Genomic DNA, 21,648 nt, shown 5'->3' with positions numbered 1-21,648 from the left:
TTGACTATTCAGAATTAGTTAATGGTTCTTGGGTATTTTATATCTACTCAACACTTATGATTAGTAACCCTCAAACAAATTTTTTACCCTTAGTTCAAGACAACGAGTTTCTCCCACCAATTAGTCGTTGGACTACATTTGGCGGACTATTTATCGTGTTTGCCTTGGCGTTAGCTGTCCCTGTGGCTGCGGTGGTTAAATATAAAGTTACGGTCAAAGGACAAGCGGTTATTCGTCCTGCGGGTGAATTGCCAATTGTACAGGCGGCGACAGAAGGACAGGTAATGCAGATTTACGTCAAAGAAAATCAAACGCTGCAAAAAGGAGATAAAATTGCCACTATTGATGATTCTCGACTGCAAACTAAAAAAAACCAGTTGCAAACCAATATTCAACAAGCTAAGTTACAACTAATTCAAACTGTTCCGCAAATAAATGCAATAAATAGTCAAATTCGAGCCGAAAGCGATCGCACTAATCGGAATATCGCCTCTGCTAAAGCAGAATTGCAGGGACGCGATCGCGCTCATCAAGACAAAAAAATTACTAGTATCACTGAACTTCAAGAAGCATCAGCCAATGTCAAAATGGCTCAAGAAGAATTATATGCAGGGGAAGCACAGTTACAATCAGCACTAGCTAATCTCCACGCGACTGAGGCGGCTTTAGGAGCAGCGACATCAAAGCAGAACCGATATGACAGCGCCGCTAAACAAGGGGCATTATCGCGCGATCAACTTGAAGAAGTACAGTTGGCTGTCAAACAGCAACAACAAGCTGTACAGGCGCAAAAAGCAACTTATAAAGCCCAAGAAAAAACAAATGAACGGCTAAAACAAGCTGTGAATGGGGCTATTGCTAAACGCGATCGCGCTCAAGCAGCTCTCAATCCCAGCAATGCAGAGGTAGCAATGGCGACTGAACGCATTGCTGAAGAAAAAGCCTCTGGGGAAGTGAATAAAGCATCCTTAGAAAGAGAACTTCAAGTACTTCTCAAACAGAAAATTGAAATTGAAAAACAATTAGAGCGCGATACTAGCGAATTTAAGCAAGTTGAAATTGACCTGAAGCAAACTACTATTACCGCTACAGCAGACGGGATTATTTCCAAGCTAAATTTGAGAAACCCCGGTCAAACTCTCCGTGCTGGGGAGGAAGTTGTGCAAATTGTTCCCAGTCATGCACCTTTAGTTATCAAAGCAGCTGTTGGTTCTCAAGAAAAAGGTAAGATAAAAGTCGGTCAAAAGGTGCAAATGCGAGTCACAGCTTGTCCTTATCCTGATTACGGTACTCTCAATGGCCAAGTAAAAGCGATTTCCCCTGATGCTGTTAGTTCGCAAAAAAACGATGCTGATGCTGATACAAACTCTATCCCAAAAGCAACTGCTGTAGGTGCTTTTTACGAAGTCACAATTGAACCAGAGAAACTTGCTTTAGGTCGCAATACAAAAAAATGTCAAATTCAATTGGGTATGGATGGCAGAGTTGATATTATTACCCGTGAAGAAACTGTACTGCAATTTGTGCTCCGCAAGGCGAGGTTAATCACGGATTTATGACGTTGACAAACGTTTTAATTGACCTCTTCGCCACTGTTATCTAATGATTGTGGAGTAGTGGAAAATTCTCGGCGATTTTGAATAAATATAACTAAAACACCGCTTAAAACCAGGGCAAAGGCAGAAGGAATAAATGGCAACCATAGCCCTTGTTTTAAAAGAGCGATCGCACAAACTCCATATAATATGACAACTGTTACAAAGATAGCGCATCTCTGATGTGAGAGCGATCGCATCCGCCAAATAATCAGGTTCCCAACTATAGACCAACCGCATATCCAGAGAATATCGCCCCAGTAAGGCAAAACCCAAAGAATTGGACGTTGGTCTAAAACTGCACTCAAAACTTGACTAACCATTTGTGCTTGTATAAATATCCCTGATATTTCTTGGTAATCTTGCTGTGCAGTACTGTAGGGAGTTGACCAAGTATCGCTGACTGTATTAGCTGTCACTCCAATGAGAACTAGCTTATCTTTCAGAGATTTACGATCAAATTTATCACTTAGTACATCATTAAGGGAAACTCTCTGATAATCTGTATTACGATAATTGACAAGTATTTGATTACCACCTAAATCAACTCGTTGTTGATAGCCACCACTGCGGCTAGGTTTTAAGCGTTTAAATACTTTAGAGCCAAACTGTACATAATCTTGATTAAATTTAGGTTGAATATTTTCGTAAGATAAGTAACGAGCAACTAGTTGCAACGAGAGCGAATAAGGCGTTGTACAAGTCGAAGAAGGCTCTTGTGCCATCATCAAAATTTGCCGACGGACGATACCATCTGGGTCTTTAATTGCATCAGTAAAACCCTGACGCCCTACAGGTACATCTTTCGGAGGTTTAACACCTTGGGGGTCATATTTACTATCGCGGCTTTTGCAGACAACAACAACATTATCTTTATTAAGTTCAGTCGGAAGTTGTATTAGATTTGATTTATTTTGGGGGTCAGCGAAGTCTCTATAAATATCCAGTCCAACAACTCGCGGTTGATACTTTTGTAATTTATTAAGCAATTGAGCCAACGTCCTATCCGAAATAGATTTCAGTCCTTTGGTAGTCTCTTGTCGTGATTGAATATCTTTTTCAGTAATTTCTACAATTATCAACCTTGAATCTGGGTCTTCCTTGGGTCGCAACCGTAGCATTTGATCGAAACTTTGCAGTTCGATTTTCTCAAAGATTCCCAAGTATCTCAAACCTAATGTTGAAATAGCCACAATCAAAGTACTAAGTAGTACAGTCCAAAGTTTGAGTTTTGGTGTCGCAATTTTACCTTTTGTTGAAACTTTACCCACAAATTTAGTATTACCAAAATTACCACGCAGTTCTTGCCACGTAATAGGAACAGTTGTGGGATTTTGACAGATAACTGGCAACCAACTGGCACAAGGAAATTCATTTTCCAATCCTTGAAGTCTTTCTCGCGCTTCTCGCACAGCTAAGTAAAATGGTTTGCTATCCGCAAAGGCGGTAAGAAAGTTTTTTAAAAATTCCTGTGCTATTAAATCTGGCACTCCTTCCCGCATTACAATCATTTGGGGAATGTTTAAATCAGCTAAGTTTCTTCCTAAACCAATTCCGTCACAAGAATTGAAAATTGCCAGTTTCAAACCGCGTCTAATTGCTGCCTTAAGTCCATTTCTTAACTGCAAAATTGTTAAAATTTCTGTTTGATTGATGCAAATTTCCCCAATTTCTCCGTCAGCGAGACTATTGCTATGTCCGGCAAAAAATAGAATATCCCAATCCTGATTCCATAAATACTTGTCAAGTATTTGCCGTGTTGGTTGTATAAGAAAGGTGGTTTGGGCATCTGTCAAACCTTGTAACAAAGAGGCATCTTTCTCAATATCAATACCAACCCTATTGCCTAGAATTGCTAAAATTTTGACTTTACCTGTAGGAGATTTTTGTAATAGCTGAGGAGATTCATACTCATGATTGCTCAAAGCTAATTCCGCTTTCGGGTAATCTTCAAAAAAATGCCACAGATGCCAAGGCAAACGATGCAGTAGAACTATATTTGTTTCAATAATTACTCTAATTTCATCATGACGACTGAGTAGAGTTCGCAACTTGCCTTCAATATTCTGAAATGACTCAAATCTCAACCAAGTATTAATATTCACTTGTAGCTGTTGACACACTTCATCGAAGTCATTGATAGAAATATTGGTTATATCTTGTGAATGTACTTTTATCCGTTGATGGCTACCCAGGCGTTGATGAACTGCTGCGTAAAGTAACTGCCATCTGCGGTAGAGTTCGCTTAGTTCTGGTGCTGGTGGTAGACTCCCTGTTAATTTCACAGGTACAAATTGGTTATGACACCAAAGTTGAGCCGTGACAACAGGAAATCCTTGATTTAAATCTCCTCCCAAGAAGCTGAAGACAACTAGCTTACTCATAAGTTAAGTGGACTTTGCCATTCGTGATTAACTAATGACTAATCAAGAGGGAGCATTCTACTTATGCAAAAATTCCAAAGGAAAGTGTAGTATATGGGCTACACAAGACAAATTTGGGCTAAACCTATGACTTTCGAGGAAAAACAACGTTTACAAGCCACCGCAAAAGAGTTGTAAATTTAAGGTTAAAGCCAGTCTAGAAAAAGCTTTTAGCAGATTACCTCGTTCCCAGTCTCCGACTGGGAATGCCCCTCATTGAGGCTCCGCCTCCCGAACTCGCGGCAGAGCCGCCAAGAGTAGCATTTCTAGCCAGAGGCTAGGCTGAAAACGAGTAAAAAAAAATAGTGCGTAGTTTACCGCCGTAGGCATCGCTTCTTTCTCATCTGGGTATAGAGCAGTAAGAGGATGTCTGAGAAGTATTCAATATTTCGCTTGATCCCCCCTAGCCCCCCTTAAAAAGCAGGGTGGATTAATTGTCGAGAGAGAAAATATAACATAGAAGGATGATTCCTTAAGAAAAACACGGTTCTCCCAGAGGAAAGTTAGGAATGAATTTAATCGAAGCAATCCAAGGGGTTCCCGATTATCGACATGCTAGAGGTATTAGACATAGACTTTGGATAATACTAACTATAGTTTTGTTAGGTAGTTGTACAGGATATTGGGGGTATAAACCTTTAGCTGAGTTCACAAAAAATCATCGATTATCTCTAATCAAATTATTAGATTTATCTCCAGATATTCAATTTCCGTCAGCATCAACATTCAGAAATATTATGATGTCAATTGATTTTCAGATATTAGCTGAACTGTTTAACGTCTGGGCAGAAAAGAGTTTGCCAATTAATTTCAAAGAATTATTTGCCATCGATGGGAAATGTATTAAAAGTACTGTAACCGGGGGAAATCAATCCTATCAAAACTTTGTGAGTATCGTTTCAGTTTTCAGTTTATAGTCATCAGCAAGGATGGGTAATCAGACATCAAGCTATGGAAAATAACAAAAACAGTGAGATTAGTGTGGTAGAAGAGCTAATTAAAAAGCTTTATGGGCATCATATCGTGATTACAGCCGATGCACTACATTGCCAAAAAAAACTGTTGAGCTGATTATCGAGGGAGAAAATGACTACATTATTACTATTAAAAGAAACCAGCCAAATCTCCTGAAAGTAGCTACTGAGCTAGCTGAATCCTCAATCGCTATCGATACCAATTACCATGATGAAAATTTACATGGACGAAAGACTACTCGTCAAGTCAAAGTCTATCCAATTCCATTTGAGTCACTACCTGATTGGGTTGGCGCTAAAAGTTTAATTGAGGTTAACAGATATGGAACTCGACCTCAAGGATAGAATTGTCGTCGCCAGATTGTTGACTATCATGAACAACACTTTTATTTAAGTAGCTGAAATTATTCAGCTTCAGAATTCGCGGAGATTATTCGTGGTCATTGGTCAATTGAAAATCAACTTCATTGGGTCAAGGATGTAACTTTAAATGAAGATAACTGTATTCATACTGGCGGTTTTTCACCAGCTAATTGGGCGATGGTCAGACAGTTTTTAGTTTCCCTGGCTCGTCAGTTAAATTGTCGGACTCTTCCCGAAGCGTTAAGGCTGATGGCTAAGCAACTTCAAATGATTTTTGATGCGCTATTTGACCACTCCGACTCCTTTTGCCCAATGCCTGTGAGTCCAATGGTCGAGTGAGAAAACTTTTTCTCTCCCGACAATTAATCCACCCTGCCTAGCCCCCCTTAAAAAGGGGGCAACTGGAATCAAAGTCCCCCTTTTTAAGGGGGATTTAGGGGGATCTACAAGTCTCGAATACAACACCAAAAAGTTTTCAGACATCCTCTAAGAATCGAAACTTAGTATTAAGTCAAAAAGCTACGCTTAATGCGATTATTTAACTATTTATTGATAATATTTGCTCTTATTGACACTGCTGCCTCCTAATAACTAAATTATGAAATTTTCTGTTATTTGAGAATTATTCAGATCGATCTGGATGCTGAAACATTCTCCCACTTCCCCATCAAAGAGTTTCAACTGAACATAAATATCTTGAACTCTTGCTTGTACTTGTTGAAGTATTTCCCCTCGATCTGAAAGTAAACCTAGCTTGATCGTATTAGGTAGGTAAGGTTGATTACAAGCTGGATGTAGCTGCACGCGAATCCTAACTTGTTGCTTAACTTCTGGTATTAAGGCAATTAATAAAATAACTTTTTGAGCCTCTATTTCTATTCCCAAGTCAATCAACTTGGCGCGTTTGATAGCGGCAGTATTTAACCCGGAAGAAGTACGGAAATTAAAAGCTAGGCTACTGGAGTTTGGCTCAAAAAAAGTTTCTATAGCTTGCCAAGAAGCATCGTAAATCTCCTCCAGCCAACGACTGAGATTCACTTGTACTTGTGAAAATTGTGTAGGTGCAGCCTGTTGTAGATATTGCAGCCTTTCTTGGTACAAACGCTGCCGCCACTGCTCATTTTCTAGTAGCACTCCCCAGGTTGTAAATGGCACTGCAAGTCTCGGAAATGTTACAGAGGAATTACCTAATCGTTGAACAAGATTTTCTGCTTGAACATTCGATAATTCTGGTAGTGGAGCGATCGCACCTTTCATCTCCTCTGTTCCACAAAATTGGTAGGTTATCCAAAAAGCATTAAGGTCTTTAATTAAGTGCTGTGCATCTATACAATAAGTCCTATCTACTTGGTCATAATCTGCTAGTGATTTAAGTTTTTGATGGGTTATGTAGCCCCAAATTCTTACCCACTCGCCATCTGGTGTGACTTGCACTGCTAAATAATAGTCTGCTGCCCAACTGGGAATGTCTACCCATTCTTGAGGAACTTCTAACTCGCTATCATCAATTGCCTCACTAGGAATTAAAACGACTCGCTTTTGGTTTAACAAAATTGCTGTGCCATTGACAAATTCCCAAAAAGCAGGAATACCAGGGGAACTGTGCCAGATACTTGCTTCTGGAACATATTCAGCTTTTACCCAATTTAAAAACCCATGAAGGCAAATTTGATTCATGTAAGCACGCCAACGACTGCTAAGTGTGGCGTACATTTGGCTTTCTTGCCAAGAACTTGTCTGTAATGATGGTGATATTTTTAACAATAGTTCCTGCGGTTCTGTAAAAGCGGAAGTCATTTTTACTACCTCATCCTTCATAATCTCAGCGAGATTCCCCATACTTAACTTTCAACCATTCTTCCAAAGCGGTACTCATATCATTAACTAGGTTGGAAGTCACAGAAATATTAAGCGTATCTTGACTCCATTGGATCAATGCTTTCAGCATTGATTCTCTAGCTTTGAGCAGTCGGCGAGAAACAGTAGGCTGACTAATTTGTAGGTGTTCTACAATCTGTGGCTGAGTTAACCCCTGTTGGTAGTAAAGTTTAAGTATTTCCTGAGTTTTTACCTCAAGTGTTTGTAATTTTTTTAACAAAACATCTTCAATCTGAGATTGTTGATTTTGTTGATTTTGGGCATCTTCTTGGGCTATCATCTGAGCAATTAATGAGTCAGAGGATGAATCTGGCAAATCAAAAGTTGTTGTGGAGTCATCTTCTAATATTGCTAAATTTAAAGAACTAACAGGTGGATACAGATAACCACGCACGTAGATAGCTGCCTGGGTTAGCCACTGTTCAATTTTCTCTCTCGTGGATTCTGGAGTAGGTTGAGTTAACTGATTTTGGCGTTCGTGGTTGTAGAGGCTGACAATAGCTTCCCAAAGTTGAGGTTCTGGTTCTGGTAGAGACTTTGTGCCACCTGGTTGGTTTTGAACATACAGTTCTTTGAAACAAGTCCAGGCTAATCGATATTGGGCAATTAGAATCGGTGATAATCCAGCTTGAGCAAGAGCTTCTAATAACTGCTTTTTGCTGACTTTGCGTAACAATGCCCAATTTGTGCAAATATCAGCTTCTTTGCGTTGGCGTAAAATATCTTTTAGCCGACTGGGAACTGCCATAGTAGCATAGGCTTTTAAGCTAGAGCATTTTTCTAGATTAAAATTTTTGAGAATTGTTTCAATTTCAGCATTCGCCATTTGAAAATAATCTGCTAGGCTATGTTGACTATTTGTAAATTTGGCAATTGTTTTTTTCGCAGCCCAATAATTTGGTTCCTGTAAATAAGCAGATAAATGCATTCTAGCAAGGCTATTAGATTCCTCTCGCCAGCACTTGTGCCAATATAACGCCCAAAAATTTTCTGAGTTAGGGACGAATGGTGAAGACTCCAAACAATTTTGAATATTTCGATGCAGTTTGATATCAATCAACCATTTGCTGAATCTGTCTCCTTCCAACTCAACGAAGGTTGAGAACATCTCGATAGTTTTTTGACGAGGGCGCATAAGCAGTTAAAAATTTCAATTTATCCGAACTTAAGCAACTATCCAAGCCGCAGAGATATCTGTAGACAATTGCAAGATACTGGTTTGCTAATTTGCAATTCAATAGCGCACATATTTTATTCCTTGATGTTTTTTAAAGATAACTCTACTCATATTCTGTTGAATCTAGATAATTTAGTTATTTTAAAGTTAAATTGGCGTAAAAAGCGATTTTAAGTAAGCGTTGCATAAATGCGGCATAAATCGAGTAAACACTAGTTGAGAAGGTCTAGCAAGATATTGTCTCTTAACTTTTTGAAAATTATCTTGCCAATTTCCGTGTGTCGAAAAGTGTTTATCGATTAGCGATTGTACGCCCATACGCTCTATTTGAGTTAGAAGTATAGGTATATCATTGACTCCTTCGTTTGTAATTATGGGTTCAGTAGCCATAATTGCGAACATATACCTAATTGATCTTTTTGGGAATATGCCCTTCGGTATACTTTGACTATCTACTTTTCCTAAATCCCTAAAAAATGGGCGAACCGGGAATAANNNAAGTTAATTGCTTATTTTTCAGCTTAAAGTATTTTAATTAAATCGACTAAATCAATTTTTTGAGCTAACTGCAAGTGAGTTTAAAAGTGAGAAAAATCAAACTACTGGCTTTGATATTAATTAGTTTGGCAATGGTGTTGTGGTTTAATTTGCGTTTTTCAACACCTTCGATACCCACTATTGCGGCTTCACCACCAAAAACTATCCGCTACTTCGATCGCACTTTGCCCCAAAGCATCGCTCACATCGTGTTGATTCCAGTTAATAGCAAATTTTTGGTGACTCCTGCAATATCACAAAAGGTAGCCACTGTAGAGGAATTTGCCCAAAAGCATCAAGCCGTGGCTATTTTGAACGCAGGCTTTTTTGACCCAGCCAACCAAAAAACTACATCTTATGTTGTCCGACAAGGAAAGTTGATAGCCGATCCCAAGGAAAACGATCGCCTGGTGAACAATCCCAACTTAAAATCTTATTTGGGTCAAATATTCAATCGCACAGAATTCCGTCGCTATTTATGCGGGCAAACTAGCCGCTATTCCATTGCCATACACAGTCAGTCACCACCAGCAGGTTGTCAGTTAGCTGATGCAATAGGTGCTGGCCCACGCCTATTACCAGAACTCACCTTAGAAAAAGAGGGTTTTGTAGATAATGCCAATAAACGAGATGCACTTGGCAGCAACCAACCCAATGCCAGAACTGCTGTAGGTATCACCCGTGATGGCAGCGTTATTTTAGTTATGGTGGCTCAAAAACCCTCGGCTTCGGCGAACTCTGGAATCTCTTTGCCAGCATTAGCTGATTTGATGAAAACTCTTGGTGCCAGTCAAGCGATGAATCTGGATGGGGGAAGTTCGTCTTCGCTTTATTACAAGGGGAAAACCTTTTACGGGAAGGTTGATTTGGAGGGAAATTCTATCAAGCGTCCTGTGAAGTCAGTTTTGCTGGTTCAGGAAAAGTAGGGATTGTAGGAATTATACCTACCTAGTGGTAGATTTTTGCCATATACTCAATTCCCGAATCCGAATTGAGTCACAATAATAATAGGCAATCATTAAAGGTGCTGTTATGCTTCGTCTAACCCAAATTATTCGGAACTTGTTCCTTCGTCTTGAAGGCTTGTTTGGTGTTTTATTCCAAAGCATTTCTAATTTTTTCGGAAATTTATTTGGTTTTTTTGGCAAGCTTTTCGGATTTTCTCAGTCTGGTTATTTCTTGGAATCCGATCAGGCGCAAGACGTAAAACAAGCTTCAGCTAAACAGCCAATTGAAACGAATCGGGATAATATTGCTAAAATTCCTGCCACTAACCGCCGTCGTTCTAATGCCAAACTTGACGACTACTACCTCAACATGGCTCGTGATGTGAAAAAGAAATGAAAAAAGCCATAAATTAGATTTTTATCTCAGAATTTTATCAATTACTGTTCCCTATACTAGTGGTCTGTTCTATTATTTATGAAGGGTGAATAAGTTTGTAGTAAGGACTTTAGTCCTGGATTTTTAAGCACTGAAGTGCTTACTAGAAACTCATTATATTTAATAGGATAAGCCACTAGGTAGTGTAAGGTTGCGAAAATCATCCAGCCATAATTAACAGATTTGTATGTGCGTAGACATCGCACCTTTCACAAAAATTTTGTCCAGTTTGAGGCTGGACAATAGCTAGAAATATTTTTGAGCTTGAATATTTACTTAGTTTTTAACTTACCAAATCAACTAAGGCGTTGCTTTGGAAGCGAACTATAGATGAAACTGAGCAACCTCGATAATTCTCAGAGGTGAATACTGATAGTGTGATATTAGCTTGACCTGGATCTAAAATGCGTTTTACCTTGCAGGTTTGCATTTTATTGTTGCAGTAAGCAATAATCCGATCGCCAGCCTTGACTTCCAACGCTTGAATTTTCAATTAATACCAACCTTGCCAGGAGTTTGCTTTGTTAAAGGAAAAATATATTGCTATATCTCACTCGTTTAACAATAGCAATGTTATTTTAGTATAGCACAAAAATTAAGGATATCAATGCTATCAATTTAATCTTGGTAATGTCAAGTTGATTCATACTGCAAATCCTAGTGCAGGAGGTAGGAGGCAGAAATTGATCTGTTGCTCTCAACCATATCTAATTCCAAGCCACCAAATCGTTCGCGCCGTTTATCGGTCGGAGTATTTGTTGAAATTCAGATGTAGGGAAACCTCTGCTCCTAAGAAGTTGGACTAAATTTTTTNNNGGACAGATTTTTCTTTCGATGTTTTTGTTACAATCATTGAAATTTTTACCTAAAAATACCACTATGGCTTTATACGCTGAATTACATAGACATCTAGGCGGCTCGGTCGTACCACGAGTTTTATGGCGATATTTCGAGCGGCATTCTTCGGAGTTAATTTCCCGCTTTGCTGACTATTCAGATTTTGAAGATTTTTATACCCGCCCACGTAACACCCTAGATGAGTATCTAGAATTACACACCTTGGTAGAAAGCGTGCAAACTGTGGAGACTTTGCCTTACTTTATTTATCGCTTGGTGCGTGGTGCTTACATATTTGAAAATTTGGCTTATCTGGAACTGCGTTACACTCCTTATTTGCGGACACCTGAACATCTGAGTCAATCGGAAAGAATTGACAAGATGGCAGAAATTGTGCGAGTAGTAGGGCTTGCCAGCCATCAGCCAGAATATCCGATTGTTACTAGCCAAATTCTCTGTATGCACACACGCCTACCTTATGAGGTGAACAAGGCGATTGTTGATTTGGCGGCGCAAAATAAGCAGTATGTCTGTGCAGTGGATGTAGCAGGAGGTGATAGTTATTACGCCGATCGCTTAGAAGAATGGATTAGCTTATATGATTATGCGCGATCGCAGGGCGTTAACACCACGGGACATCTATATGAAACCACCGCTGGTTGTTACCCAGAACTGCTACCATATCTAATGCGGATTGGTCACGGCATTCAAATTCCCCTACTATATCCAGAGCTACTTAATGATGTGGCTAGACGCGGGCAATGTTTAGAGGTTTGCCCGACAACTTACCTAAAAACTGGAACTTTGCAGGACATACGTCAACTCAAATTAGTTTTTGACCGTTGTCTTGATGCTGGGGTTGATATCGCTATCTGTACTGATAATGCTGGATTGCACAATGTGCGTCTACCGTTTGAGTATGAGAATCTCTTGACTTACAACATCATTAGTTTTGAACAACTACAAGCTTGTCAAGATGCAGCTTTCCGTCATGCTTTTGCTTGGCCTTACAGTCAACCTCCTGCATCGCTGTTGAATGGTTTGCTTAAACCTGAACCAGCTAAAATTTTGTCACTGAGAGATACTAATTAACAAATCGCCTAAAGATATTCATAAAGTCAGGTGATTTAATGTTAATTAATGTTGCAATTACTAATTTTTTCTGATGCGATAGAAAAAGTTGTAATGCATAATAGATATCTTGCAATAATTAATGTTTTAGAAATTAAACCACAGATGCACACAGATAATTTATCGGTGTTTATTTGTGGTTCTTTTTTTGCAGAGACAGGATTCTTGCTATAAGTCGTATATAGCGTGCCCCCAGAAGCTATAAACTATAATTTATGGCATCTACTATTCAAGCTCTACCAACAGAAGTTGTATATCTCATTACAGCTGGAGAGGTAATTGACTCTTTAGCCTCTGTGGTGCGGGAATTGGTAGAAAATTCCCTAGACGCAGGTGCAACGCGAATTGTGGTTTCTCTGTGGCCGCAGCAATGGCGAATTCGTGTAGCAGATAATGGTTGTGGAATGAATCTAGATGATTTGCAACAAGCAGCTACAGCCCACAGCACTAGTAAAATTCGCTCTAGTGCCGATTTGTGGAAAATTAACAGTTTAGGGTTTCGTGGTGAGGCGTTGCACAGTTTAACGACTCTGGCAGATTTAGAAATTTTGAGTCGTCCTCTAGGGGGAAATTTAGGATGGCGGATAATTTATGGCAATGGTGGGAAAGTTGTACAAGTTGAAGCAACTGCGATCGCACCTGGTACAGTAGTTACAGTTTCTCATCTTTTCGGTAATTGCTCATCTCGTCGTCAGGGATTACCCACAACAGCACAGCAAATGAAAGCTGTGCAAGCTACAATTTACCAAATTGCCCTTTGTCATCCCCGCGTTACCTGGCAGATTTGGCAAAATGATCGTCAATGGTTCACCATCTCTCCCGCCGCCACAACTGGACAACTACTACCGCAGATTTTACCGCAAGTGCGACAAGGTGACTTGCAAGAAATAAAACTCGAAATACCCAACCCACTAAACTCCTCACTCCTAACTCCTAACTCCCCACTCCCCACTCCTAACTCCTCACTCAATTTAGTGGTAGGATTACCCGATCGCACTCATCGTCATCGTCCAGATTGGGTACGTGTAGCCATCAACGGACGGATGGTTAAGACACCGGAACTAGAGCAAACGATATTATCAGCATTTCATAGAACATTACCACGCGATCGCTATCCAATTTGTTTCTTACATCTTGCCATTTCCCCCAATCAAATTAACTGGAATCGCAATCCAGCAAAAACAGAAATTTACCTCAACGAAATCATTTATTGGCAAGAGCAAATTACCCAAGCAATTAACCAAGCGCTCAGCATATCTTCTAACAATCTTAAAGAAGCTGTTCACACAACACGAGTTAGTAAATTACTCAAAGCCGCAGAAGCCAAAGGTGGTTACAATTTTAATCCTCAAAATCCCAACGAAAATCACAAAACTCCTAACTCCTCACTCTCAACTCCTAACTCTTTAAAAGCTGTCGCTCAAGTTAGCAACACTTATATTGTGGCGGAACATTCAGGTGGGATGTGGTTAGTAGAACAGCACATTGCCCATGAGCGAGTTTTATATGAGCAATTGTGTGATGATTGGCAACTTGTCCCCGTCGAACCGCCAATAATTCTTTATCAATTATCACCAGCGCAAGTATTGCAATTGCAACGCATCGGTTTAGAAATAGAACCCTTTGGCGAACAACTTTGGGCAGTCCGTAATATTCCCGCACCTTTGCAGCAACGAGACGACTGTGCAGAAGCAATTTTAGAGCTTAGTTGGGGAGGCGATTTACAAACAGCCCAAGTTGCTGTCGCCTGTCGTAGTGCCATTCGTAACGGTACACCGATGAATCAACAAGAAATGCAGACACTTTTAGATAATTGGCAACGCACTCGCAACCCCCGCACCTGTCCCCACGGACGACCAATTTATCTATCTTTAGAAGAATCAGCATTAGCCCGATTTTTCCGGCGTAATTGGGTAATTGGTAAAAGTCATGGAATTTGATGCAATAACTCAGTCAAATACTCTCAGCGTCAAGATCCCCGACTTCTTAAAGAAGTCGGGGATCTAATACCAATTCAATTAATGATTGCAACACATCCTTGGGTGAAGACGCGATGAATCGCGTCTCTACAAATGGTCTATTTGTCGCATTCTTTTTTTAAACTGGTATAACTTTTCACAAATGATTTAAGATTGCTATAGTCCACTTCCCTTTATAAGCTACGGTCTACACACATCTGTGTACAAAATAGATCCTCCTAAATCCTCCTTTTTAAGGAAGATTTTGAGAGGTTTGGAGAGAGGTCAGAATTGTAATTACCTTAACTATTAATAATCCGTTCCACCGCAACAGAAATATCTGGAAATGCCAGAGGTTGAATTGTTCCCGCAGTTAATGTCAATTTTGTCGCATATTCTCCATCTAAGATTTCTCGAAACACTACTAAATGAAGCTTTCTGAGATTGACAACCCAATACTCTAAAATACCTGCTTCTCCATAGATTTTACTTTTTCTCTCTAAATCTTTTTCTAAACTGGAGTTAGCATATTCAATCAACCAGAAAATATTCTCTGGGTAGGGATGATGCTCTCGATACTCGCGTCCTAAACGCTGGACAATGGCAATATCTGGTTCTGGTTCCGAGTCGTTGGGTAAGGTGATAGGCTTGGCTTGTCGGATTGCAGCACGTTTACCTAACAAATCCGCTAGATACTCTGCCGATTCATGACTACAATAAGCATGGGGTTCCCCTTCCGGCGACATTTCGACAATTTCTCCCTTAAGTAGTTCTACTTTGCGATCGCTCAAAATGCCAGCATCAATCATGCGGTGATATTCGTCAATCGTCCACTTAGCAACAATAACAGTCATGACGATTGATTCCTCCCAATGATTATTGATATTTTTCCATCTTAAACGTATTTCAAAGGAAGCCGCTAGCGCGTATGTACCCGTGTAGCCAAGACTTCCAATTTAAAACCAATTTTTTAGTAATTTACTCTTTCAAATATTACACTAAGAATACAAAAACTCCACTTTCTCAAAGTAAGTGGAGTAATTAATGTTTAACTATGATTAACGAATCATCGCTAATCTAGTATTTTTATTTTCAGTCCAAAAACGTAAATTAATCTAAAGCTTTCTTAAGTTCGTCTTTAATGTTTTCTACAGTGTGAGCAACTTGGGCTTCAGCTTGCTTCGCTTGTCCTTCAGCTTTATCTTGTGGATTACTCGGTTATTTCACTCACAACCTCTTGAACTTTCCCTTCAATATTTTTTGCAATAGCTTCTACTCTTTTTTCGGCACTCATGGTTTTTATTTCCAGCTTGTAGTTAATTGACCTATTACATAAACTAACAAGAGTGTATTATTTGTGACTTCCATCAACGGAGAGAAGATTTTTTTAGATTATGTATCTTAAGATAGATACGGGGTGCGACAGAACACCCTCCTTCAAAAATCTGAAAATATTATAAATTTGCGGTGTCCAGATCCCCGATTTCTTAAAGAAGTCGGGGATCTGAAAAGCCGGGGATCTAACTTTTCACGAAGAATTGAGGGCTGCTATATGCACCTTCATAGAAAATTAGTATAAGTCAAAGCAAATTTTCAACAAAAGGAAGGTAAAGGAGTGCCAACAAAACGTCAAAAGAATGTATGGAGGAGTGAGATTAATGACATCATTCGGGGTGCTTGCGGAGGTTTTTTATTTGGCATACCCTTGCTGTATACAATGGAGGTTTGGTGGATTGGATCGCTGGCAAAAGCACAATTTATCATGACGGCGATCGCATTAATGTTTATTGTGGTTTACTTGCTCAATCAGATAGAAGGCTTTCGCAAACGCAGATATAGCTGGCTCTCTCATCAAGCCGCAATGGATACTGTCGAAGCGATCGCGATCGGCATAGCTTGTTCTACCTTTGTGCTGTTACTATTACGAGAATTGACACCAGAAACCTCCCTAAAAGAATCTTTAGGTAAAATCATCTTTGAAAGTGTGCCCTTTGCTCTTGGTGTAGCATTAGCGAATCAGTTGTTGGGAGATACTGAAAACAGTAATGGAAAAGGACAAGCAAGCGATCGGGAAAATAGCACAACCAAGAACAAAGGTGATGAGTTACACGCCACCTTTACTGATGTGGGTGGAACCCTGATTGGTGCAACCATAATTGCATTTAACATCGCTCCCACAGATGAAATTCCGATGCTTGCAGCCGCAACCTCTCCACCTTGGGAGTTGGCAATGATCGCCGCATCTTTGCTGATTTCTTATGGCATTGTATTTCAGGCAGGTTTTTCTAACCAGCAAAAACGTAAAGAGCAAAAGGGAATTTTTCAACGACCATCGAGCGAAACCATTATGTCTTACTTAGTATCATTGCTAGCAGGCGCTTTTATGCTGTGGTTCTTTCAAAAATTAACTTTTAGCGACCCCTGGACAATGTGGTTAGATCACACATTGATACTGGGTTTACCTGCAACTATTGGTGGTGCAGCCGGAAGGTTAGCAATATGACTGAAACAGAACAAGAACCAAAGCGCTCAATAGCTGAGTGGATAACATTCAGCATCGCCTCACTCATCCTAGCAATCATTGTGAGTCTAGTAGGCTACACTTGGCTGAACGAAAAAAATCAACCTCCCATCCTTTCTGTCACTAAAAAACAAACAATTCGAGAAATTAATGGTCAGTTTTATGTTCCTTTTGAAGTTATGAATAGTGGAGGAGATACAGCTGAGTCAGTTCAGATTATGGCTGAGTTACTGATTAACGGCAAAGTTACAGAAACAGGAGAGCAACAGATTGACTTTTTATCTAGTGGGGAAAGCGAAGAAGGCGCATTTATATTCAGCCATAACCCGCGCCAAGGTCAGTTAAATCTACGTGTTGGTAGCTATAAATTGCCATAGGAGACTGACAAATAAAAAAATACCCCACAATATTGCATAATCTATTTGTTGGAAGTATACCCGAACTCAACCCTCACCACACTTGCTTTCAGAGTGGGAGCGCTAAGAGTTGAGTTTGGGTGCGTGCGATCGCGTGGGTGAGATATTTCTTTACCTGACGTTGACGTAGCCTCTGTCTCCGACATACTGTTCGCGTTCCTAGAGACGTTGAAATCTGCTGTATAAGTCCTATATTTTATTGCTTGCCCATATTTTCAACACGATAGCGCCCGCATTTTGATAACCTTGAAGAAATTAAATAATTTAAAAAAATAAATAATCGCATTTTTATTTCACCAGAGATATAAAATAGGATTAACTGTTTTGAGGTAGATTTCATCAAATATTTACAGTTTTAATATTTGTACTATATCAGTATTACAAATATTAATTACATTTGACATATAAAACTATCAAGAAATATTTTACATCCATTTATTGTTGGGATACCTAACAATAATTTATTGCTGGGTACTAGTAATGACGACCGGATTTGTGTTTGTGGAGACAATAACAATATCTCCGCCAGTCTTGAATAACCTAATTGATCGTGGAGAAGACAGGCTGATAATGGCGGTAATGAAACATTTAAGTGCAGTCGGCGCGATCGCAGCAGTTGCTTCAACTCTCTCGCTTTAAATAAAGCATTGTTGCATTTTGATGATATTATCTTAAAAAATTAAGGAGAAAACCTTGTGGGAGTTACGCTCAATCAATTATTTAAGTTATCTGTAAAATATTTTTCAGCGATCGCAGTCATAATAACGGTTCTCTCATTACCAGTTAAAGCCGCTACATTTTTAGTAACTGACCGCGCTGGTTTAGGAGGCAACGATCAAGTTAATTGGGAAAGTTTAGGTAAAGTCTTTAATCCCTCTGCCCCTGATTTTTCTGCTTTTTTACCTAACTCTTTTTCAGCAACATCACAACGTGGTTTAGGCTTAGATATAAATATAACTCCAACTAATAAGCCTCAAATTACTCCACCATTTGTTTTTCAAACTTTACCTTCACCTGGCATTCGGAGTAACTTCGCTCTAGGTGATTTTATTCTCTTCGGAGGTATAGACCCAACAGGTTTTATTCCTCTTCCTCCTGGTACTTCCGATCCTGGAACTAAAGGGAACGGCGAGCCTTTTTCGATTAGTTTTGCCCAGCCAGTTTTTGGCGCTGGAACTCAGATAGCTGTAGACACTAGTAAATTGAAAATTGAAAATTCGATCGCCGCTTTTGATAACGCCAATAACCTATTGGGTACTTTCTCCGTTCCAAATCTTTCGTCTTTAGCATTAGATAATTCGGCAGTATTTTTGGGGATTCGTAGTGACACTCCAAACATCTCACGACTTGTTTTTAGCAGTTCTGCTCCAGAATACGGCTTGGCTATTAATCAGGTAAGCATTCTTGCAACTCCCGAACCAACTTATACCTTAGCGATATTAGCTTTTGGAGTTTCAAGTACTGTTTTGAAACGACGTAAACATATTTGATACTCCCACAGCATCGAAATAGCTTTCATTTAATAAGTTAGAGATTTCGGACATACTCAAACTTATGTAAGTACGTAACGTAAGTTCCAGATAATTCTTGTCTTTAACCAAATTTAAGTCAATGTTATACAAAGAATTAGAAAACATCATAGACGCTAAGATACAAAAAGCCATACGGAAGCACGAAATTATAGTTGCTTTAATTAGTAGTATTATCGGCTTGATTTTTATCATGGGTTTGTTCCATGCTATTTTGCTCAACCACACTGAAATTCAAAGATTTTGTTTGTACTGATTACAAGCCAAAAACAGAACGTGCAGCCTAAAAATCTAGGTCTTAATTTAAGAATTACGAATTAAGAATTACGAATTACGAACGATTATGACAGGTCGCCGAGTATTATTTTTAGGCATCTTTGTAAGCATCCTTCTCACCTACGCAATTTGGCTCGGTGGGAGCATTCCTGCAAACATCATCAAACTTCCTGACCAAGGATTAAACTGGTACTACTGGAAGCTTCCCCAACCAACCTTTTGGAGTCGAGCAACGGCTTGGGGTATGTACCTTGGGCATCAGTTTAGCATCTGGGCGTGTATCTTGTGGGCGCAGCGATGGCTACGCCCGCCGCAGGCATCCCAGTTGAAATACAAATCAGCGTTGCACCCGATAAATTACCTCATGCTTGCCATTAATGGTGCATTCATTGCTTTACACTTTCTGCAAACATATATCTGGTACGATGCTCTAGCTCAAGATACTTCAATTTGGGCTTCTCAAGGTGCAGTTGTACTCTTACTAGTCTTCGTACTGATTTTAGAAACACCTCGACGCGGTTTATTTTTTGGCAATTCTGTGCCATTTCATCAACAGTTTTTGCAAATTATCAAGCTGTACCACGGCTATTTTTTCTCCTTTGCCGCTATCTACACCTTCTGGTATCACCCAATGGAAGCGACTTTAGGGCACTTAATTGGTTTTCTCTATATGTTCTTGCTTCTGCTCCAATCTTCCTTGATTTTTAACCGCACCCATGTAAACCGTTGGTGGACATTTACTTTGGAGGCTTCAGTGCTTTTACATAGTGTAATTGTGTCATTAATACTAGGACAAAGCAAGTGGCCCACATTTCTCTTTGGTTTTCTTGGTATTCTTGTTCTTACTCAGCTTCACGGTTTACCTGTGGGTATCTGGACTAAACGTACTATTTACGGAGCCTTTTTAGTGAGTGTAATGGCCGTTTATGGACTGACTGAACGCGGCTTGGGCAGAATTTACGAAGTAACCTATATTCCTCTGATTGAGTTTGGATTAGTTGGTGCAATTTACTTAATCTTCCTACTCATCTTATGGACAATTTCTCATTTACCTGTCAAGACATAATGTCATTTCTTGACAAGAGGCAGAGCCTCTCGGAACTCGTTCCTAGCCTGGAGGCTGGGAACGAGAAATACAATAAGTCTTTGGGCTTTTCTTAGTGCCATTCCATACTATACCAAAGCTACGCATCGCAGCAGGGCGCGGTTCGCTACATCGCCTGGTTAGGGACTTCCAACAAATAAATTATCCAATCTTGTGGGGTGGACATCTTGTCATAGGTGTCAAGTTAAGGTTAAAACCCATTTGTCAACGATAGGTTTTGTGAGGAACGAAGTATAAAGGTGAACTTTTTTCTGCCTTTTATACGCAAGCAGGGAGTGATGCTAATAAACAAAGCATTAATAGTCCCTGAAAAAGTTCGTTTTTTGTCCCTTGAAAACCGAATTTTTAAGCCTAAATGCTTATTGACATAGTAAGTTTGAGCTTAACTTGACACTAATGACATCTTGTCCGCCCCAAGGCTTGGGGCGGGCGAGACGCCACTTGTGTCAACTTAACGCGAAACCGCACGTCCGCCAGGGATTGTAAATCCCTGTCTCATAGCTAAAGTCCTCTGAAGAGGACTAAATAGCTCAAAAATTTTCAGTCTACTTCAGTAGACTTGAGCAATTAGTCAGGGATTTACAATCCTGGCTGGCGGGTGAACTGGCGGGTGAACAACACCCAATCAGTACGCTATTTTTGGCTTAAGTTGACACCAGTGGCGAGACGCCCACCCCACTACGACTGAATGAATTCGAGGAGATCGGCATTGATCTGGTCTGCATTTGTCGTCGGCATACCGTGCGGGAAACCCTTGTAGGTTTTCAATACCGCGCCCTTGACCAACTTAGCGCTCAGTGGGGCGGAGTCGGCATAGGGAACTATCTGGTCATCATCGCCGTGCATTACCAAAGTCGGCACAGAGAACTTCTTAAGATCCTCGGTAAAGTCGGTCTGAGAGAAAGCCACGATGCCATCATACTGCGCCTTGCTACCGCCCATCATGCCCTGACGCCACCAATTCTCAATCACGCCTTGCGACGCTTTCGCACCCGGTCGGTTGTAACCGTAAAAGGGCCCGCTCGGCACATCCCAATAAAATTGCGCCCGATTGGTGGCAACCTGCGTCTGAAAGTCGTCAAATACCTCTTTAGGTAAACCGCTGGGATTTGCTGGGGTCTTCACCATCAGTGGTGGCACGGCGCTAATGAGAACGGCCTTCGCGACGCGGCTTTCGCCGTGGCGCGCAATGTAGCGTGTCACCTCACCGCCGCCAGTCGAGTGTCCAACGTGGATGGCGTTCTTTAAGTCGAGATGCGCGGTAAGGGCAGCGAGGTCATCGGCGTAATGATCCATATCGTGCCCGTCGCCGCCTTGGGTCGAGCGTCCATGCCCTCGTCGGTCATGGGCGATGACGCGATAGCCGTGATTTAAGAAGAACATCATTTGGGTGTCCCAGTCATCGGCCGATAGAGGCCAACCATGCGAGAAAACTATGGGCTGACCGCTGCCCCAATCCTTGTAGTAAATCTCTATGCCGTCTTTCACTGCGATCGCGTTCATGTATTTTTCTCTAGTAGGTTGAATTTTTGGAAATGTCTATTA

General features: G+C 40.4%; 19 protein-coding genes and 1 pseudogene. 13 read left to right on the top strand and 7 right to left on the bottom strand.

Annotated elements, in window-relative coordinates:
- The first annotated feature begins 56 nt into the window (after nucleotides 1–56).
- The gene (locus tag QUD05_RS33370) at nucleotides 57–1,559 is read left to right on the top strand and encodes an HlyD family secretion protein (RefSeq protein ID WP_289799787.1); all 1,503 of its coding nucleotides are present in this window, start codon (nucleotides 57–59) and stop codon (nucleotides 1,557–1,559) included.
- A gap of 14 nt (nucleotides 1,560–1,573) precedes the next feature.
- On the opposite strand, the gene QUD05_RS33365 is transcribed toward QUD05_RS33370, so the two are convergent.
- Nucleotides 1,574–3,979, bottom strand: a complete 2,406-nt coding sequence (locus QUD05_RS33365) for a CHASE2 domain-containing protein (protein WP_289799786.1) — start codon at nucleotides 3,977–3,979, stop codon at nucleotides 1,574–1,576.
- A 548-nt stretch (nucleotides 3,980–4,527) separates the two neighbouring features.
- Between QUD05_RS33365 and QUD05_RS33360 the strand changes: the two genes are divergently transcribed.
- From QUD05_RS33360 to QUD05_RS33350, 3 genes are all read left to right on the top strand, one after another.
- Complete coding sequence (locus QUD05_RS33360) at nucleotides 4,528–4,935, top strand: transposase family protein (RefSeq protein WP_289795575.1); 408 nt, start codon at nucleotides 4,528–4,530, stop codon at nucleotides 4,933–4,935.
- A 129-nt stretch (nucleotides 4,936–5,064) separates the two neighbouring features.
- The gene (locus QUD05_RS33355) at nucleotides 5,065–5,337 is read left to right on the top strand and encodes a hypothetical protein (RefSeq protein ID WP_289794483.1); all 273 of its coding nucleotides are present in this window, start codon (nucleotides 5,065–5,067) and stop codon (nucleotides 5,335–5,337) included.
- A gap of 195 nt (nucleotides 5,338–5,532) precedes the next feature.
- Nucleotides 5,533–5,694: a hypothetical protein gene (locus QUD05_RS33350; protein WP_289799785.1), complete on the top strand. Its 162-nt coding sequence runs from the start codon at nucleotides 5,533–5,535 to the stop codon at nucleotides 5,692–5,694.
- 252 nt (nucleotides 5,695–5,946) lie between these two features.
- On the opposite strand, the gene QUD05_RS33345 is transcribed toward QUD05_RS33350, so the two are convergent.
- On the bottom strand, nucleotides 5,947–7,152 hold the full coding sequence (locus QUD05_RS33345; protein ID WP_289799784.1) for a DUF1822 family protein: 1,206 nt from the start codon (nucleotides 7,150–7,152) through the stop codon (nucleotides 5,947–5,949).
- A gap of 25 nt (nucleotides 7,153–7,177) precedes the next feature.
- Complete coding sequence (locus QUD05_RS33340) at nucleotides 7,178–8,341, bottom strand: sigma-70 family RNA polymerase sigma factor (RefSeq protein WP_354666167.1); 1,164 nt, start codon at nucleotides 8,339–8,341, stop codon at nucleotides 7,178–7,180.
- A gap of 653 nt (nucleotides 8,342–8,994) precedes the next feature.
- On the opposite strand from QUD05_RS33340, the gene QUD05_RS33335 reads away from it, so the two are divergent.
- Nucleotides 8,995–9,873 (top strand): phosphodiester glycosidase family protein, encoded by an 879-nt coding sequence (locus QUD05_RS33335; protein ID WP_289799782.1) that lies wholly within the window; start codon nucleotides 8,995–8,997, stop codon nucleotides 9,871–9,873.
- A 106-nt stretch (nucleotides 9,874–9,979) separates the two neighbouring features.
- Nucleotides 9,980–10,291, top strand: a complete 312-nt coding sequence (locus QUD05_RS33330) for a threonine dehydratase (RefSeq protein ID WP_289799781.1) — start codon at nucleotides 9,980–9,982, stop codon at nucleotides 10,289–10,291.
- Nucleotides 10,292–10,613: 322 nt separating this feature from the next.
- On the opposite strand, the gene QUD05_RS33325 is transcribed toward QUD05_RS33330, so the two are convergent.
- Complete coding sequence (locus QUD05_RS33325; RefSeq protein WP_094352741.1) at nucleotides 10,614–10,823, bottom strand: hypothetical protein; 210 nt, start codon at nucleotides 10,821–10,823, stop codon at nucleotides 10,614–10,616.
- Nucleotides 10,824–11,209: 386 nt separating this feature from the next.
- Between QUD05_RS33325 and QUD05_RS33320 the strand changes: the two genes are divergently transcribed.
- Entirely contained in the window at nucleotides 11,210–12,259 is a 1,050-nt protein-coding gene (locus QUD05_RS33320) for an adenosine deaminase (protein ID WP_289799780.1), read from the top strand.
- Between the two features lie 254 nt (nucleotides 12,260–12,513).
- On the top strand, nucleotides 12,514–14,238 hold the full coding sequence (mutL, locus tag QUD05_RS33315) for a DNA mismatch repair endonuclease MutL (protein WP_289799779.1): 1,725 nt from the start codon (nucleotides 12,514–12,516) through the stop codon (nucleotides 14,236–14,238).
- 320 nt (nucleotides 14,239–14,558) lie between these two features.
- Here mutL and QUD05_RS33310 read toward each other — a convergent pair whose 3' ends face one another.
- Nucleotides 14,559–15,110 carry a Uma2 family endonuclease gene (locus QUD05_RS33310; protein WP_289799778.1) on the bottom strand — a complete coding sequence of 184 codons (552 nt, stop codon included), beginning with the start codon at nucleotides 15,108–15,110 and terminating at the stop codon, nucleotides 14,559–14,561.
- A gap of 256 nt (nucleotides 15,111–15,366) precedes the next feature.
- A pseudogene (locus QUD05_RS33305) lies at nucleotides 15,367–15,550 on the bottom strand (CsbD family protein).
- 321 nt (nucleotides 15,551–15,871) lie between these two features.
- Between QUD05_RS33305 and QUD05_RS33300 the strand changes: the two are divergent.
- From QUD05_RS33300 to QUD05_RS33280, 5 genes are all read left to right on the top strand, one after another.
- Nucleotides 15,872–16,759, top strand: a complete 888-nt coding sequence (locus QUD05_RS33300) for a TIGR02587 family membrane protein (RefSeq protein ID WP_289799777.1) — start codon at nucleotides 15,872–15,874, stop codon at nucleotides 16,757–16,759.
- Entirely contained in the window at nucleotides 16,756–17,154 is a 399-nt protein-coding gene (locus tag QUD05_RS33295; protein ID WP_289799776.1) for a TIGR02588 family protein, read from the top strand. Before QUD05_RS33300 ends, QUD05_RS33295 begins: the two co-directional genes overlap by 4 nt.
- Nucleotides 17,155–17,673: 519 nt before the next feature.
- Nucleotides 17,674–17,832, top strand: coding sequence for a hypothetical protein (locus QUD05_RS33290; protein WP_289799775.1), 159 nt, complete (start codon nucleotides 17,674–17,676; stop codon nucleotides 17,830–17,832).
- Nucleotides 17,833–17,888: 56 nt separating this feature from the next.
- Complete coding sequence (locus tag QUD05_RS33285) at nucleotides 17,889–18,683, top strand: hypothetical protein (protein WP_289799774.1); 795 nt, start codon at nucleotides 17,889–17,891, stop codon at nucleotides 18,681–18,683.
- Nucleotides 18,684–19,065: 382 nt separating this feature from the next.
- Nucleotides 19,066–20,064, top strand: coding sequence for a hypothetical protein (locus tag QUD05_RS33280; protein WP_289799773.1), 999 nt, complete (start codon nucleotides 19,066–19,068; stop codon nucleotides 20,062–20,064).
- Nucleotides 20,065–20,781: 717 nt separating this feature from the next.
- On the opposite strand, the gene QUD05_RS33275 is transcribed toward QUD05_RS33280, so the two are convergent.
- Complete coding sequence (locus tag QUD05_RS33275) at nucleotides 20,782–21,606, bottom strand: alpha/beta fold hydrolase (RefSeq protein ID WP_289799772.1); 825 nt, start codon at nucleotides 21,604–21,606, stop codon at nucleotides 20,782–20,784.
- Between the last annotated feature and the right edge of the window lie 42 nt (nucleotides 21,607–21,648).

Source organism: Nostoc sp. GT001, assembly GCF_030382115.1.
In the GTDB taxonomy this organism is placed as follows: domain Bacteria; phylum Cyanobacteriota; class Cyanobacteriia; order Cyanobacteriales; family Nostocaceae; genus Nostoc.
Note: the sequence above shows the minus strand (reverse complement) of the source record. Positions and strands in the feature narration are given on the sequence as shown.